The 16,229-nt window shown below is 61.6% G+C and carries 14 protein-coding genes; 13 read left to right on the top strand and 1 reads right to left on the bottom strand.

The window, feature by feature from the left end; genetic code table 11:
• Window positions 1-57 precede the first annotated feature (57 nt).
• Window positions 58-1,227, bottom strand: a complete 1,170-nt coding sequence (rnd, locus tag ACFE8X_RS07790; RefSeq protein ID WP_375450892.1) for a ribonuclease D — start codon at window positions 1,225-1,227, stop codon at window positions 58-60.
• Between the two features lie 199 nt (window positions 1,228-1,426).
• On the opposite strand from rnd, the gene aspS reads away from it, so the two are divergent.
• From aspS to lpdA, 13 genes are all read left to right on the top strand, one after another.
• Entirely contained in the window at window positions 1,427-3,217 is a 1,791-nt protein-coding gene (aspS, locus tag ACFE8X_RS07795) for an aspartate--tRNA ligase (RefSeq protein WP_375450893.1), read from the top strand.
• Between the two features lie 211 nt (window positions 3,218-3,428).
• A complete protein-coding gene (locus ACFE8X_RS07800; protein ID WP_375450894.1) occupies window positions 3,429-5,030 on the top strand; it encodes an EAL domain-containing protein in 1,602 nt (533 codons plus the stop codon).
• Between the two features lie 84 nt (window positions 5,031-5,114).
• A complete protein-coding gene (locus tag ACFE8X_RS07805; RefSeq protein ID WP_375450895.1) occupies window positions 5,115-7,403 on the top strand; it encodes an NADP-dependent malic enzyme in 2,289 nt (762 codons plus the stop codon).
• Window positions 7,400-7,690: a Dabb family protein gene (locus ACFE8X_RS07810; protein ID WP_375450896.1), complete on the top strand. Its 291-nt coding sequence runs from the start codon at window positions 7,400-7,402 to the stop codon at window positions 7,688-7,690. Before ACFE8X_RS07805 ends, ACFE8X_RS07810 begins: the two co-directional genes overlap by 4 nt.
• A gap of 81 nt (window positions 7,691-7,771) precedes the next feature.
• The gene (locus ACFE8X_RS07815) at window positions 7,772-8,743 is read left to right on the top strand and encodes a ribose-phosphate diphosphokinase (protein WP_375450897.1); all 972 of its coding nucleotides are present in this window, start codon (window positions 7,772-7,774) and stop codon (window positions 8,741-8,743) included.
• Window positions 8,744-8,804: 61 nt separating this feature from the next.
• On the top strand, window positions 8,805-9,203 hold the full coding sequence (locus ACFE8X_RS07820; RefSeq protein WP_375450898.1) for a septum formation initiator family protein: 399 nt from the start codon (window positions 8,805-8,807) through the stop codon (window positions 9,201-9,203).
• A gap of 113 nt (window positions 9,204-9,316) precedes the next feature.
• Complete coding sequence (gene pdhA, locus ACFE8X_RS07825; RefSeq protein ID WP_375450899.1) at window positions 9,317-10,336, top strand: pyruvate dehydrogenase (acetyl-transferring) E1 component subunit alpha; 1,020 nt, start codon at window positions 9,317-9,319, stop codon at window positions 10,334-10,336.
• A gap of 4 nt (window positions 10,337-10,340) precedes the next feature.
• Window positions 10,341-10,619: a hypothetical protein gene (locus ACFE8X_RS07830; protein WP_375450900.1), complete on the top strand. Its 279-nt coding sequence runs from the start codon at window positions 10,341-10,343 to the stop codon at window positions 10,617-10,619.
• A gap of 50 nt (window positions 10,620-10,669) precedes the next feature.
• Entirely contained in the window at window positions 10,670-12,058 is a 1,389-nt protein-coding gene (locus ACFE8X_RS07835; protein ID WP_375450901.1) for a pyruvate dehydrogenase complex E1 component subunit beta, read from the top strand.
• 12 nt (window positions 12,059-12,070) lie between these two features.
• Window positions 12,071-13,468 carry a pyruvate dehydrogenase complex dihydrolipoamide acetyltransferase gene (locus ACFE8X_RS07840; RefSeq protein WP_375450902.1) on the top strand — a complete coding sequence of 466 codons (1,398 nt, stop codon included), beginning with the start codon at window positions 12,071-12,073 and terminating at the stop codon, window positions 13,466-13,468.
• A gap of 9 nt (window positions 13,469-13,477) precedes the next feature.
• On the top strand, window positions 13,478-14,128 hold the full coding sequence (locus tag ACFE8X_RS07845; RefSeq protein ID WP_375450903.1) for an SGNH/GDSL hydrolase family protein: 651 nt from the start codon (window positions 13,478-13,480) through the stop codon (window positions 14,126-14,128).
• Window positions 14,125-14,715 carry a GNAT family N-acetyltransferase gene (locus ACFE8X_RS07850; protein WP_375450904.1) on the top strand — a complete coding sequence of 197 codons (591 nt, stop codon included), beginning with the start codon at window positions 14,125-14,127 and terminating at the stop codon, window positions 14,713-14,715. The genes ACFE8X_RS07845 and ACFE8X_RS07850 overlap by 4 nt, the downstream gene beginning before the upstream one ends.
• Window positions 14,716-14,718: 3 nt before the next feature.
• The gene (gene lpdA, locus ACFE8X_RS07855) at window positions 14,719-16,158 is read left to right on the top strand and encodes a dihydrolipoyl dehydrogenase (RefSeq protein ID WP_375450905.1); all 1,440 of its coding nucleotides are present in this window, start codon (window positions 14,719-14,721) and stop codon (window positions 16,156-16,158) included.
• The last annotated feature ends 71 nt before the right edge of the window (window positions 16,159-16,229 follow it).

Below are 16,229 nucleotides of genomic sequence, written 5' to 3' on the forward strand. Positions count from 1 at the left end.
TCAGGGTCAGCCACCAGCAGCATGACTTCGACACGGTAACCAGCAGCTTCCCTCTGGCTACTCTGCCGGTGTGGTGTCCTTCACGGCGAATTCGATCACGCCCTTGCGGGTAGCAACGAGGCCAACGCGGCCGTGCTTGATGTCGAGCGCTTTGTCGCCGAAGAGCTTGCGGCGCCAGCCTTTGAGGGCGGGCACATCGGCATCGTCATCGAGCACCAGCGCGTCGATTTCATCGGACGTGGCGATGATGCGGGCGGCAACGCCATGTTGATCAGCGACCGATTTCAACAGCACCCGGATCAGGTCGCCGACGGCGCCCTTGGGCGAGGGGCCACGATAGCGGTCGGGCAAATGGGGTAGATCGGATTTGTCGAGGCCCTCAACTTGCTTCAGGATGCTCATGATTTCGCCGGCGGCAGCGCTGCGGCCAAAACCGCGCGGGACCGCGCGCAGCTTGTCGAAGGCATCGGGGGTCAGCGGGCGCTGCATCGCCAGTTCGTAGAGCACATCGTCCTTGAGCACGCGGCTGCGCGGCTGGTCGCCGTCCTGGGCGCGTTTTTCGCGCCAGCCGGCCAACAGCTTGAGCGCCGCCAGATCGCGCGGGCGATTGATCTTGAGCTTGAGGCGTTCCCAGGCCTGATCAGGCTGGATGACATAGGTGTCGATATTGCGCAGCACGCCCAGCTCGTCCTCGACCCAGTCCCAGCGCTTGGTGGCGTCAACCTGCCGGCGCAGTTCGAGATAGATGTCGCGCAGGTGGGTGACGTCGGCGGCGGCATAAAGACGCTGCTTTTCGCTGAGCGGGCGGGCCGACCAATCGGTAAAACGCGACGACTTATCCAGTTCGACATTGGTGATCGAGCGCACCAGATTGTCATAGGAAACGCTGTCGCCAAAGCCGCAGACGCTGGCGGCGATCTGGGTATCGAAGATGTTAACCGGCACCTTGCCGGTCAGCTTGACGAAGATTTCGATATCCTGCCGGGCGGCGTGAAAAACCTTGGTCACGTTGGGATCGGCCAGCAGTACAAAAAAGGGCGACAGATCAACGCCGGGCGACAATGGGTCGATCAAAATGACCTCCTCGGGCGTCGCGGCCTGGATCAGGCACAGCTTGGGCCAATAGGTGGTCTCGCGCAGGAATTCGGTATCGACGGTTACAAAATCGAACTGTGCGGCGCGCTCGCAAAAGGCCGCGAGCACGTCTGTGGATATAACGAGGTCCATACCGGCTTCCGTCTCAAAATCGTCGTATTTCTTCCTAGCAGGTGCGGCAGTTCCACTCCAGAAGGGATTTGTTAAGCTATCGGAATTGGTTAGTCGGCTCGGCGCGCGCAGGGCGGCGGTAGGGGTCGCGCTGCTTGACAAGTGGAGTCACCCATGCGCTTTTCGCGCCAAGATTCCGGCCTTTTTCCACGGTTACGACATGACACAGCATCGCTATCGTTCCCATACCTGCGGACAGTTGACGGCAGCCGACGCCGGCCAGGATGTTCGCCTCAGCGGCTGGGTGCATCGGGTTCGCGACCATGGCGGGCTACTCTTCATCGATCTGCGCGATCACTATGGGCTGACCCAGGCCGTGATTGATCCCGACTCTCCCGCATTCAAGGATGCCGAGAAGGTCCGGTCCGAATGGGTGATCATGATCGATGGCGAACTAAAGCTGCGCGACGCCGCCGCAATCAACCCAAACCTGCCCACGGGGATGGTCGAAGTTTATGTGCGCGCTATCGAAGTTCTCGGGGCTGCCGCCGAACTGCCGATGCCGGTGTTCGGGGACCAGGAATATCCCGAGGACGTGCGGCTCAAGTACCGGTTCCTGGACCTGCGCCGTGAGCGGCTGCACCGCAATATTGTGCTCCGTTCCAAGGTCATCTCGTCGTTGCGGAGCCGCATGGTGCAGCAGGGCTTCATGGAATATCAGACGCCGGCGCTGACGGCGTCCAGCCCGGAAGGCGCTCGCGACTTCCTGGTGCCATCGCGCGTGCATCCGGGCAAGTTCTATGCGCTGCCGCAGTCGCCTCAATTGTTCAAGCAACTCCTGATGATCGCCGGGTTTGATCGCTATTTCCAGATCGCCACGTGCTTCCGCGACGAAGATGCCCGCGCCGACCGCGCCGTCGAGTTTACCCAACTCGATATCGAGATGAGCTTTGTCGAGCAGGAAGACATCTTTCAGGCCATAGAGCCGGTATTGCGCGGCCTGTTCGAAGAATTTGCCAATGGTTGGCGCGTAACGCAGACCTTCCCGCGCATTCCTTATGCCGATGCCATCCGCAAGTATGGTTCGGACAAGCCGGATTTGCGCAACCCTATCGAAATGCAGGCGGTGACCGAGCATTTTGCCGGTTCGGGTTTCAAGGTGTTCGCCAGCCAGATCGAAGCCGATGCCAAGGTGGAGGTTTGGGCGATCCCCGCCAAGAACAAGGCCGGCGCCGAGCCGATCGGCCGTGCCTTCTGCGATCGGATGAACGCCTGGGCGCAGGGCGAGGGCCAGCCAGGCCTCGGCTACATCTTCTTCAAGGATGGCGCAGGGTCTGGTCCGATCGCCAAGAACATCGGCGAAGAGCGCACTGCTGCCATCAAAGCCCAGCTTGGCCTGGATGACGGCGACGCCGTGTTCTTCGTTTGTGGCCGCCCGGAGAAGTTCTACAAATTTGCCGGCGAAGCCCGCACGAAGACTGGTACCGATCTCGGTCTGGTCGATCTCGAGCAGTTCGCGTTCTGCTGGATCGTTGATTTTCCGATGTTCGAGTGGATGGACGAAGAAAAGGAGGTGGATTTCTCCCACAATCCGTTTTCGATGCCGCAGGGCGGGTTGGACGCGCTACTGACGCAGGATCCGCTGACCATCAATGCTTATCAGTATGACTCGGTCTGCAACGGCTATGAACTGTCGTCCGGCGCAATTCGTAACCACCGGCCCGATATCATGCGCAAGGCTTTCGAGATCGCCGGCTATTCAAACGACGACCTGGAGGATAAGTTTGGCGGCATGTTGCGCGCCTTCGAACTCGGGGCCCCGCCGCATGGCGGCATCGCTCCGGGCGTTGATCGCATGATCATGCTGTTGGCCCATGAAGACAATCTGCGTGAAGTCACGGCATTCCCGATGAATCAGCAGAGCGAAGACCTGTTGATGGGCGCGCCCAGCGCGGCATCGGCCAAGCAGTTGCGCGAGCTCAACCTGCGATTGAATGTGCAGGACAAGTGACGGTTCGGCTGATCGAGCTTGCGCTACACATGGTGTTGTTTCCGGGAACGCGGGAATGACCCAGCTATATAATGTGGCTCTTTGTAGGGAAAACTAGGTTCAGCGGCACAGGCATGGTGCCAACCCTTTCCGCCAGTTAATCAGCATTAATGATGCGTTAAACGCTGCTTGATACTCCAAAGGGGTCGACCCGCCCCGATGGATTCGTGCGTTGCCATCCCGCTATAACCACATCCTGATGCTGCTGGGCGCCATTCTGGCGTTCGTGCCCATCGTCGCCGTGGATTATCTATTGGACGCCTATGTCCGGGTGAAAGAGAAGGACATTGTACAGCAGTCGGTTGGCGCCGTCACTTCACAGATCGAAATCGGTGCGGATGGCGCGATAACCGCGTTGCGCCGTATTCTGGCGGACAGTCCGTCGCTGTGTACGCCCACCTTCATCGCCAATGTCCAGCACGAAATCGAGGCCAGCCTCACCATCAAGCAGGTGCTGGTCGAAAATGCCGATGGCGTACAATATTGCGACGCTTTCGGGCAGACGCTGCGCTACTCGCCACTGTCGGCGAGCCTGCCAATGCCAGGCCAAACCGAGACCATCACCGTGGTCAAGTTCGGCGACATGGCGATGCCGGCCCTCAAGATCACGCAGGCCTTCGGGCAGACGCGGCGGGTGTCGGCCTTTGTGCCGCTGCTCGGCCAGACACAGGCGGGGCTATCGGACGCCATGAGCACGGCGGCGCTGTTGCGCGTGGCCTTGACCGATGGCACCACCATCCTGACGGTAGGTGATCCCACCGCGTTCGACCGCCGCACGACGAGCGCCGAGTTCATCTATGCCAAGACATTCGCCGGCGAGTTGCCGATCATGGTGGAATGGGGCGTGCCGTTCGCCATGGTGCGGGCGAGCTATGCCGACCTCGATGTCAGTTTTACCATCATCGCTTGCCTGACCGGGGCGAGTTTTCTGCTGCTGTCGCTGCAATATGCGCGGCGCTCGGCGGTGCCGGCGTTCGATCTGGAGCGGGCCATCTCGCGCAATGAGATCAAGCCGTATTACCAGCCGGTGATCAATCTCAAGACGGGCGAGCTGGTGGGTTGCGAAGTGCTGTGCCGCTGGGAAAAGCGCAACGGGCAGGTGGTGCCGCCCGGCGCGTTCATCGACTATGCGGAAGTAACGGGGCTCGCCATTCCCATGACGCTGTCGCTGATGCAGCAGGTCAAGGCGGATCTGGGCGTCTTGTGCAAGACGATGCCGGAGATGAAAATCTCGATCAACCTGTTCGAGGGCCATTTCCGCGACGGCGACATCGTGGAGGATGTGCAGGCAATCTTTGGCGGCTCCAGCATCGGGTTCCGCCAACTGGTGTTCGAAATCACCGAGCGCCGGCCGCTAGCCAATTCGGCGCAGGCCAACAGCGTCATTGCCGGGCTGCATGCCCTGGGCGCGGGCCTTGCCATGGACGATGCGGGCACGGGGCATTCGAACCTGGCCTATCTGCAAACGCTGGGGCTGGACATCATCAAGATCGACCGGGTGTTCGTGGACATGATCAAGCCGGGCACCACGCAGGTGCCGGTGCTGGATGCGCTGATCGCCATGTCGCGCGATCTGGACTGCGAAGTGGTGGCCGAAGGGGTCGAGACCGAGGCGCAGGCGCTGTATCTGCGGGCGCGCGGCGTGCTGCATGCGCAGGGCTTCATCTTCGCGCCGGCGCTCAAGATCGGCGCCTACAAGGAACTGGCGCTGGCGCTGCATGCCGCCAAGGAGCCGCGTCGCCGGATCGATGCCGTCGTTGCCAGCGCCGCCTGATCCGGGCGCCCGTTTTATCTTCTTTCCTTGCGGGCTGAATGGTGGCACCAACGCCGGCAAGATTGCGCGCATCGGGAGGCAGCAGTGTCGTCGGACATCAATGAACAGCGCAATGCCTTGCGCGAGTCAGCACTGCATTTCCATCAGTTTCCCAAGCCGGGCAAGCTCGAAATCCAGCCCACCAAGCCTCTGGGCAACCAGCGCGACCTGGCGCTGGCCTATTCGCCGGGCGTTGCGGCGCCCTGTGAAGAGATCGCCAAAACGCCCGACGCCGTTTCGCTCTACACGTCGCGGCAGAACCTGGTGGGCGTGATTTCCAATGGTACGGCCGTGCTGGGCCTGGGCAATATCGGGGCGCTGGCGAGCAAGCCGGTGATGGAAGGCAAGGCCGTCCTGTTCAAGAAGTTCGCCGGCATCGATGTGTTCGATATCGAGATCGACGAGATCGATCCCAAGAAGTTCATCGAGGCGGTGGCGCCGCTATGGCCGACCTTTGGGGGCATCAACCTCGAGGACATCCGCGCGCCCGATTGCTTCGAGATCGAAGAAGCGCTGCGCGAGCGGATGAGCATTCCGGTATTCCATGACGACCAGCACGGTACGGCGATCATCGTGGGCGCCGCAGTGCTGAACGGGTTGGAACTGGCAGGCAAGCGCATCGACGAGGTCAAAATCTGTACGTCTGGGGCAGGGGCCGCGGCAATTGCCTGCCTCAACGTTCTCGTGGCTTTGGGGGCCAGATATGAGAACATTTGGGTAGCCGATAAGGACGGTTTGGTTACGCACAAGCGCAATGATGTTAACGACAAATGGCGTGGGCAATTCCGCCGGGTCAGCGAGGCTACTACCCTTGCCGAGGTGATCGATGGAGCCGATATCTTTCTAGGCCTGTCGGCGGCGGGTGTGCTCAAGCCCGAAATGCTGGTCAAGATGGCGCCCAAGCCGCTGATCCTGGCGCTGGCCAATCCCAACCCCGAAATCATACCGGAACTGGCAAAGGAGGTCCGTCCCGATGCCATGGTGTGCACGGGTCGGTCGGATTATCCGAACCAGGTCAACAATGTGTTGTGCTTCCCGTTCATTTTTCGCGGGGCGCTGGACGTCAATGCCTCGACGATCAACGAGGAGATGAAGCTCGCGGCCGTGCGCGCCATCGCCAAGCTGGCGCATGATCCGGGACTGGAAGTGTCGCCGTCGGGGGCGCCTGCGGTTTTCGGGCCCGAGCACATCATCCCCAATCCGTTCGATCAGCGACTGATCCTGCGTATCGCGCCGGCGGTGGCCCGGGCGGCAATGGAATCGGGGGTCGCCAAGAAGCCGATCGAGGACTTCGACGCCTATCATGACAGCCTCAACCGCTTCGTATTCCGCTCCGGGCTGGTGATGAAGCCGATCATCGACCGGGCGCAGGGGCAGGACAAGCGGATCGCCTTTGCCGATGGTGAGGACGAGCGCGTATTGCGGGCGACCCAGGTGATCCTCGAGGAACGTATAGGCCGGCCGATCCTGATCGGGCGCCCGCAAGTCATCGAGCAGCGCATAGAGCGGTTCGGCCTGCATCTGGTGCCGGGCAAGGATTTCGAGGTCATCAATCCCGAGGACGATCCGCGCTATCGCGATTACGTGGCGCTATTTCATTCATTGGTGGGGCGCAGCGGCGTCACGCCGGACACCGCCCGGCAGATGGTGCGCACCAATACCACGGTGATTGGCGCCCTGGCGGTCAAGCGCGGCGATGCCGATGCGCTGATCTGCGGGCTGCAAGGGCGGTTCATCCGCCACGTGCGCGACATCCGCTCGGTGATCGGCGTGCAGGACGGGGTCAGCGACGTGTCGGCCCTGTCGATGCTGATCATGCCCCGGGGCGCGTTTTTCCTGGCCGATACCTATGTCAATCCGGACCCGTCGCCCGACGAGATCGTCAGCATCGCGCTACAGGCGCGCGACCATTTGAGGCGTTTCAATATCGAGGCACGGGCGGCATTGCTGAGCTACTCCAATTTCGGTTCGCGCGACGGCGACAGCGCCTACAAGATGCGCGAAGCCTATAAGAAGCTCAAAGCAGCGGCGCCGGACCTGCTGGTCGAGGGCGAAATGCAGGGTGATCTGGCGCTGAACCAGGAATTGCGCGAACGCTATATTCCCGACTCGGTGCTGACGGGGGAAGCCAACCTCTTGATCTTTCCCAATCTGGACGCGGCCAACCTGTCGATGACGCTGCTCAAGGAAATGAACAACGCGCTGTCGGTCGGCCCGATCCTGATGGGTCCCCGATCGCCGGCGCATATCCTGGCGCCGTCAGTCACCAGCCGCGGCATTGTCAACATGGCGGCCATCGCGGCCACGGAATCGCTCGGAGTTATACGCGTATGATCCGTCACAGTGTTATCTTCACGCTTAAGCATTCGGCGGGCTCCGCCGAGGAGACGGCGTTCCTACGCGACGCGAAAATCCTTGCCACCATCCCCGGCGTGACCAAGTTCGAGCAGTTGCGTCAGGTCAGCCCCAAGAACGATTATGCGTTTGGCTTCTCGATGGAGTTTGCCGACCAGGCGGCCTATTCGGGGTATGATGGGCATCCCGACCACGTGGCGTTCGTGCGCGATCGCTGGGTGCCCGAGGTCGCGAAATTCCTTGAGATCGACTACGTGCTGGTCTGAAGCCCAACTGGCCCGCTTGAGTCTGCGCACCCGCCATGCTAGAGGCCGGGCATCCCATCCGGAGATACCGAGAATGTGCCCATGAACCAGATTGCTGTGTTCGGTGGGAGCGCGCATCCGCAACTCGCCAAGGATATCTGCGCTCAGCTCGGCGTGCCGCTGAATCCCACCCGGGTCACTCGCTTTTCCAATGATTGCATCGAAGTGCAATTGCAGGCCAATTGCCGCGAGCAGGACGTGTTCCTGATCCAGACTCTCAGCGCCCCGGTACAGGACCATCTGGTCGAATTGCTGCTCATGCTGGATGCGGCCCGAGGCGCATCGGCTTCGCGGATCACTGCCGTTATCCCGCATTATTCCTATGCCCGCTCCGATAAGAAGGACGCGCCGCGGATTTCCATCGGTGGGCGGCTGGTCGCCGACCTTTTGGCGACGGCGGGCGCCGATCGGGTACTAACGATGACGCTGCACTCGCCGCAGGTGCACGGTTTTTTCAGCGTGCCGGTGGACCATCTGCACGCGCTTTCCGAACTGGCGGCATATTTTCAGCGCTACGATCTCAGCAATGCGGTGGTGGTGTCGCCCGACCTTGGCAATGCCAAAACGGCCGCGGCCTTTGCCAGGCTTCTTGGCACGCCCGTCGCTGCGGGAGCGAAGGAGCGAATTAGCGATACTGAAGTTCGCATCACTGCCGTAATCGGCGATGTTCGCGGTCGCGATGTCATCGTGCTTGATGACGAGATCGCCAATGGCGGCTCGATGATCGAGCTGTTGAAGCATCTTCGCGCCAACGGTGTTCGGTCGATCCGCATTGCCTGCACGCACGGCATTTTTGCCGGCTCCGCTTTGCAGCGCCTGGCCGCCGAGCCCGACCTGGATGAGATCGTATGCACCAATACGCTGCCCATTGCGGGCGAAACACAAATCGCAAAACTAAAGGTTCTCTCCATAGCGCCCGCGCTTGCCGAAGCAATGCGGCGCATCAATAGCGGCGGGTCGGTCAGCGCACTCTTTCACGATGCATCGCGCCTCGAACAGGCTGCGGCCGAATAGCGAAACCCCCCGTTAAACCCTTATCAGCCATAATGGGCGTGTTATTACACCCGGTTTGCCCATGCCCACCCGTCTCAAGAAACGTGCAATCTGGCGCCCGCTGGCACTGAGCGTGGCCCTGCTCGGATTTCAGGGGTATCTGGGGTTTTCGGCCATTGGCGGGCAGTTCGGTATTGAAAACCGCAAGCAGATCATCGCCGATATCGAGGTGCTCAAAGCCAGATCGTCGGCATTGCAGGCGGAGATCGATGCCTACAGGCATCGGGCCAGCCTGATGGACACACGGAGTCTTGACCCTGACTTGATCAGTGAGCGCGCGCGGGGCATGTTGAACATGGCCAACGCCGATGACATTATCGTCATGGTTGATCCCGCCAGCGGTAAGCCGATATCAAGTTCATTTTCGGAATCATCTGAAAATGAGTTAAAGACAGATAGTGCTGATATCATAGACCATTAGCAGCGATTTCAAGAAGCCGTCGGCGCTTGCTGCGGTATGTCGACTTGCTTTATGGTGCTGTTATGTGGCCAAGTCGGCCTGACGGAAATCCAAATCGATGCGGAGCGTATCTCATGGCGCGTAAGGCGGTGGCCACCCAGGCCAAGGCGAAGTCGAATATTCCCGAATTTTCGAAGGACCAGGAGATCGAGGCCTATCGCGAGATGCTGCTGATCCGGCGTTTCGAGGAAAAGGCCGGCCAGATGTACGGGATGGGCCTGATCGGGGGGTTCTGCCACCTGTATATCGGGCAGGAAGCCGTAGTGACGGGCGTCACCATGGCCTCGAAAAAGGGCGTCGATGCCCAGATCACCGGCTATCGCGACCACGGGCATATGCTGGTCATGGGCCTGGACCCCAAGGGCGTCATGGCCGAGCTAACCGGGCGGGCGGCAGGACTGTCCGCCGGCAAGGGCGGCTCGATGCATATGTTTTCCAATGAGCACCGGTTTTACGGCGGCAACGGGATCGTGGGCGCACAGGTATCGCTCGGCACGGGGCTGGCGTTTGCCGCCAAGTATCGCGGCGACGGCTCGGTCAGCATCGCCTATTTCGGCGATGGCGCGGCCAACCAGGGCCAGGTCTATGAGAGCTTCAACATGGCCAAGCTCTGGAACCTGCCGGTCGTTTTCATCATCGAGAACAACAAGTATGCCATGGGCACCTCGATCGAGCGCGCCGCGGCAACCACCGATTTCTCCATGCGCGGGGCGTCTTTCAACATTCCGGGCGAGCAGGTCGACGGTATGGACGTGCGGTTGGTGCATGACGCGGCCGAGCGCGCCATCGAGCATGCCCGTTCAGGCAAGGGTCCGTTCATTCTCGAAATGCTGACCTATCGTTACCGCGGTCATTCGATGTCCGACCCGGCCAAGTATCGCACCAAGGACGAAGTGACCAAGTATCGCCAGGAACGCGACCCAATCGAACAGGTCAAGGCGCGTTTGCTGGAAGCGGGCTACGCCACCGAGGAAAGTCTCAAGGCGGTCGAGGCCGATATCCGTGCCATTGTTACCGAGGCTGCCGACTTTGCAACAACGGCGCCGGAACCCGATGCGGCCGAACTATGGACCGACATCACGGTGAGCGCGTAGCGGCGTGAGCATCCTAGCGGGCGTTGTAGCGTTGTTCGCAATCCTGGCTCTTGCGCTTGCCGTGCGCGAGGCCATGGCGATTGCGCGGCTATCGCCAAAGGCCAGCGGGCTCGGCAATTACTTCGTGCTTGGCTGGTGGAAGTTCGGTGCCATCGCGACGCAGGCTGATCCTGACGCTGCGCCACATCTGGAAATCTACAAGCGGGCGGTCATCGCCTTTCTGGTTTTTGTCGTTATCGGTCTGGTGCTCAGTGGCATAGCCTCGGGTTTTGGACGGAGCTAATTTCCGCGCGTCCCAGGGCCCGCGCCCGGACGATGTGGCAGGAGAGTTGAATGCCCAATATTCTGATGCCCGCGCTTTCGCCGACCATGGAAGAAGGCAAGCTGAGCAAATGGCTGGTCAAGGAAGGCGACAGCGTATCGCCGGGCGACGTGCTGGCCGAGATCGAGACCGACAAGGCGACGATGGAAGTCGAGGCGGTCGACAGCGGCGTGGTCAAGACGCTGCTGGTCGCCGAAGGCACCGACAATGTGAAGGTCAATACGCCGATTGCGCTTGTGCTCGGAGAGGGCGAGAGTGCCGATGCCGCACCCGTCGCTGAAACAGCGCCTGAGCCGGCAGAAGCACCCGTGGTGCCTGCCGAGAAAGCGGCCGAGGCAGCCTCTCCAGTCGCTTCGGCGCCAGCCGCACCCAAGCTGGATGCGCAAAGCGATCCGGACCTGCCTGAGGGCGTCGAGATGGTCGAGATGACCGTGCGCCAGGCGTTGAACGAGGCGATGGCCGAGGAACTGCGCCGCGACAAGGACGTGTTCATCATCGGCGAGGAAGTCGCCGAATATCAGGGTGCCTACAAGATCACGCAGAACCTGCTGCAGGAATTCGGGTCGCAACGCGTGATCGACACGCCGATCACCGAGCATGGCTTTGCCGGTTTGGCGGTTGGGGCGGCGTTTGCGGGCCTCAAGCCGATCGTGGAATTCATGACCTGGAACTTCGCGATGCAAGCGATCGACCAGATCATCAATTCGGCCGCCAAGCAGCTCTATATGTCAGGCGGCCAAGTCAAGGCGCCGATGGTGTTTCGCGGCCCCAACGGCGTGGCCTCGCGTGTTGGCGCACAGCATAGCCAGGATTATTCGGCATGGTACGCCCATGTTCCGGGGCTTACCGTGATCGCGCCATACAGCGCTGCCGACGCCAAGGGGCTGCTGAAAGCCGCGATCCGCTCGCCCAATCCGGTGGTGTTCCTGGAAAACGAGGTGCTGTACGGCTCGACGGGCCTTGTGCCCAAGATCGATGATTTCGTCTTGCCGATCGGCAAGGCGCGCATTGCCCGCTCGGGTAAGGACGTGACTGTCGTGTCGTTCTCCATGGGGATGCGCTATGCGACGCAGGCGACCGAAAAGCTGGTCGCGGCCGGGGTGGATGTCGAACTGATCGACCTGCGCACTTTGCGTCCGCTCGACATCGACACGGTCATCGCCTCGGTCAAGAAGACCGGGCGGCTGGTGACGGTGGAGGAAGGCTGGCCGCAGGGTGGCATCGGCGCCGACATTTCGGCCCGCGTGACGGAGCAGGCATTCGATTACCTCGATGCGCCGGTGCTGCGGGTGACCGGCAAGGACGTGCCGATGCCCTATGCGGCAAATCTGGAAAAGCTGGCATTGCCGAACGTCGATGAAGTGATCGCGGCGGTGAATGCCGTGACGTATCGCTCGTAAGGGAGAGTTGTGATGCCGATCGAAATCACCATGCCGGCGCTCTCACCCACGATGGAAGAGGGCAAGCTTGCCAAATGGCACGTCAAGGAGGGTGACAGCGTTTCCTCCGGCGACGTGATCGCCGAGATCGAGACTGACAAGGCGACGATGGAAGTCGAGGCGGTCGACGAGGGGACGATCGGCAAGATCGTAGTCGCCGAGGGCACGGACAATGTGAAGGTCAACGCCGTGATCGCGGTGCTGCTGCAGGAGGGCGAAAGCGCCGATGCAGCGGTGGCGCCAAAGGCAGCGCCGCCTCCCGAAGCCAAGACCGAGCCGGCGCCACAGGCCGACGCCGGCTCCACCATGCGCGAGAACACGGCGACGCAGGCAGGAACGGCTGGCAAAGAAGCCAGTGAAAAGCAAGCCTTGCAGTCCAATATCGCTGCGGCCGGAGCCAAGATTGCGAACGGCGCAGCCAATACCAACGGCAAGGTATTCGCTTCCCCACTTGCTCGCCGCCTCGCGAAGGAAGCCGGGATCGATGTTGCCAGTATTTCAGGTTCCGGCCCCAAGGGACGCGTGATCAAATCCGATGTCGAGGCCGCCAAGTCCGGCAAGACCCCGCTCAAGGCTGCTTCCGCGGCACCATCCGCTGCTCAGGCAACTGGCAGCGCCGCTCCCGCCGGCATGACCAAGGCGCAGGTTCTGGCGCTTTACGAAGAGGGCAGCTACGAACTCGTGCCCAATGACGGCATGCGCAAGGTCGTGGCGCAGCGGCTGACCGAATCCAAGCAGACGGTGCCCCATTTCTACCTGACGCTGGATTGCAAGATCGATGCGTTGCTGAGCGCGCGCGAGCAGATCAACGCCAGTGCGCCCAAGGGCAAGGACGGCAAGCCGGAGTTCAAACTCTCGGTCAATGACTTCGTGATGAAGGCCTGGGCCGTGGCGCTGCAGCGCATTCCGGCCGCCAATGCGACCTGGGCCGGCGACGCCATCCTCTACCACAAGCGCAGCGACGTGGCCGTGGCGGTCGCAGTACCGGGCGGGTTGTTCACTCCGGTGGTGACAGCGGCCGACACCAAGACGCTTCGGCAGATTTCCGAAGAGGTCAAGGACCTGGCCACCCGCGCGCGCAACAAGAAGCTGGCGCCGCACGAATACCAGGGTGGCGCCTCTTCGGTCAGCAATCTGGGCATGTTCGGCATCAAAAGCTTTTCGGCCGTGATCAATCCACCGCATGGTACGATTTTAGCGGTGGGCGTCGGCGAGGAGCGCGTCTATGCCGACGCGGGCCAGGTCAAGGTCGCCAATTTCATGACCGTGACTCTGTCCTGCGACCATCGGGCAGTCGATGGTGCGCTGGGCGCGGAAGTGCTCGGCGTGTTCAAGGGCCTGATCGAAAATCCCGTGATGATGCTGGCTTAGGGCATTCCCATGAAAACCATTCTTGCCTACGGCGATAGCCTGACCTATGGAGCCAATCCGACGCCGAATGGGCCGCGACATGCCTATGAGGACCGCTGGCCGACCGTGTTGGAACAGGGGCTGGGCGGGCAGGCGCGGGTGATCGCCGAAGGGCTGGGTGGACGCACGACCGCCTCGGACGACTGGTACACCAATGCAGACCGCAATGGCGCGCGCATCCTGCCGACATTGCTGGAGACCCATTCGCCGCTCGATTTGGTCATCATCATGCTGGGCACCAATGACTTGAAGCCCGCCATCTGCGGCTTGTCGCTGGAAGCTTCCTACGGGATGCGCCGGCTGGTGCAAATCATCCGCGGGCACTATGCGGGCAAGAACGAGACCGCGCCCCAGATTATCCTCGTAGCGCCGCCGCTGATCTGCGACTCGCCCAATGCCGACATGATGGGCCATTTCGGCGGCATCGAGCATGCGCTGAACCAGTCCGGCCAGTTCGCCGAGCATTATGCGAACCGGGCTCGCGAGTGGAACACGGGCTTTTTCGACGCTGCCACCGTGGCCGTCGCCGATCCGCAGGACGGCGTGCATCTGGACGCCGCCAATACCAGGGCGATCGGGGAGGGGCTGGTGCCGGTGGTCAAGCAGGCCCTGGGCTGGTGAGCGAACCTTACGCCATCCGGTCGGCGCGCAAGTCAGACGCTGCGGAGATTGCGCTGCTGGTCAACATCGCGGTGCATGGCCACATGGTAGCCGGGTGGGTGCACAGCAAGCAAGCGCAGGACACCTACGATCCGCTCGAAGTGGGCCGGATGGAGATGCTGAGCGAGGACACGCAGTTCAACTGGCGCAGCGCCTTCATGGCGGAGGTCGATGGCGAGATCGCCGGCATGCTGCTGGGATATCGCAAGGCCGATGCGCGCGAAAGCCTGTCCGATGATCTCTGGGCGCCGATGGTGCCCATAGAGCAGCTGGAAGCCGAGGCCAATGGCCTGTGGTTCATCAGCATGGTGGGCGTGCACAAGGCCTGGCGGGGACGTGGCGCCGGTTCGGCCTTGCTGGACAGGGCGGAAACCGAGGCGCGCGTCACGCAGGCCAAGGGGCAGGCCCTGATCGTGGAGGACGCCAACAGCGGCGCCCGCAAACTCTATGAAGGCCGAGGATTTTCGGTCCGGACGAGCCGTCCCATGGTGCCGTTTCCCGGCGCGCAGCAGGACGGAACGGACTGGCTGTTGATGGTGAAGGATTAAATCATGGCTGATCAATACGATCTTCTCGTCATCGGGGCCGGTCCGGGCGGCTATGTCGCGGCCATTCGCGGGGCGCAACTGGGCATGAAGGTGGGCATCGTCGAGCGCGAGCACATGGCCGGCATCTGCTCGAACTGGGGCTGCATTCCCACCAAGGCACTGCTGCGCACGGCCGAGATCTACGGCCATATGGGTCATGCCAGAGATTACGGACTGACGGCGGGCGATTTCGGGTTCGACCTGGACGGCATCGTCAAGCGCTCGCGCGGTATTGCGGCGCAGATGAACAATGGCGTGCAGTTCCTGATGAAGAAAAACAAGATCGATATCATCTGGGGCGAGGCGGTTATCACCAAGCCGGGCGAGATCAAGGTCGCGCCGACCAAGAAGGCGATCGTGCAGCCGCAGGGGCCGGTGCCGAAAAACCCGCTTGGAGAGGGCACTTATACCGCCAAGAACATCATCATCGCGACCGGCGCGCGGCCACGCGTCCTGCCCGGCATCGAGCCGGATGGGGACAAGATCTGGACCTATTTCGAGGCGATGAAGCCCGCGACCATGCCTAAATCGTTGGTGGTAATGGGTTCGGGCGCAATCGGGGTCGAGTTCGCCTCGTTCTATCGCTCGATGGGCGCCGAGGTGACCATCATCGAGCTGTTGCCGCAAATCCTGCCGGTCGAGGATGCCGAGATTTCGACGCTGGCGCGCAAGCGGCTGGAAAAGCGCGGCATCAAGATCCTGACCGATGCCAAGGTCGCCAAGGTGGAAAAGACCGGGGACGGGATCAAAGCCTTCGTCGAACTCAAGTCCGGCGAGAAGCAGGAAATCTCGGGCGAAAAGCTGATCTCTGCCATCGGCGTGATGTGCAATATCGAGGGCATCGGGCTGGAGGCGATCGGGGTCAAGACCGAGCGCGGCGCCATTGTTATCGATGGCTATGGCCGCACCAATGTGGCGGGCATTTGGGCCATCGGCGATGTTGCCGGGCCACCCATGCTGGCGCACAAGGCCGAGCACGAGGCGGTGGTGACGGTGGAAAAGATCGCCGGGCTCAGCGTCCACGGCCTCGACAAGACCAAGGTGCCGGGCTGCACCTATTGCGAACCGCAGATCGCCAGCGTCGGGCTGACCGAGGCCAAGGCCAAGGAAGCCGGGCGCGCCATCAAGGTGGGCCGTTTTCCTTTTGTCGGCAATGGCAAGGCCATCGCGCTGGGCGAGCCGGACGGGCTGGTCAAGACCATTTTCGACGCCAAGACCGGCGAATTGCTGGGCGCGCACATGATCGGGGCGGAAGTGACCGAGTTGATCCAGGGGTTCGTCTTAGCGATGAACCTGGAAACCACCGAGGAAGAGCTGATCCATACCATCTTCCCCCATCCCACACTCAGCGAAACGCTCAAGGAGAGCGTGCTCGATGCCTATGGGCGAGCGCTGAATATTTAAGCACTTTCGGACCCACAAACTCGGTGTCACTCCGGCCTTGAGCCGGGGCCCATCCTGAAATCTCAAGATGG

It is taken from the genome of uncultured Devosia sp. (assembly GCF_964244875.1).
Lineage (GTDB): Bacteria > Pseudomonadota > Alphaproteobacteria > Rhizobiales > Devosiaceae > Devosia.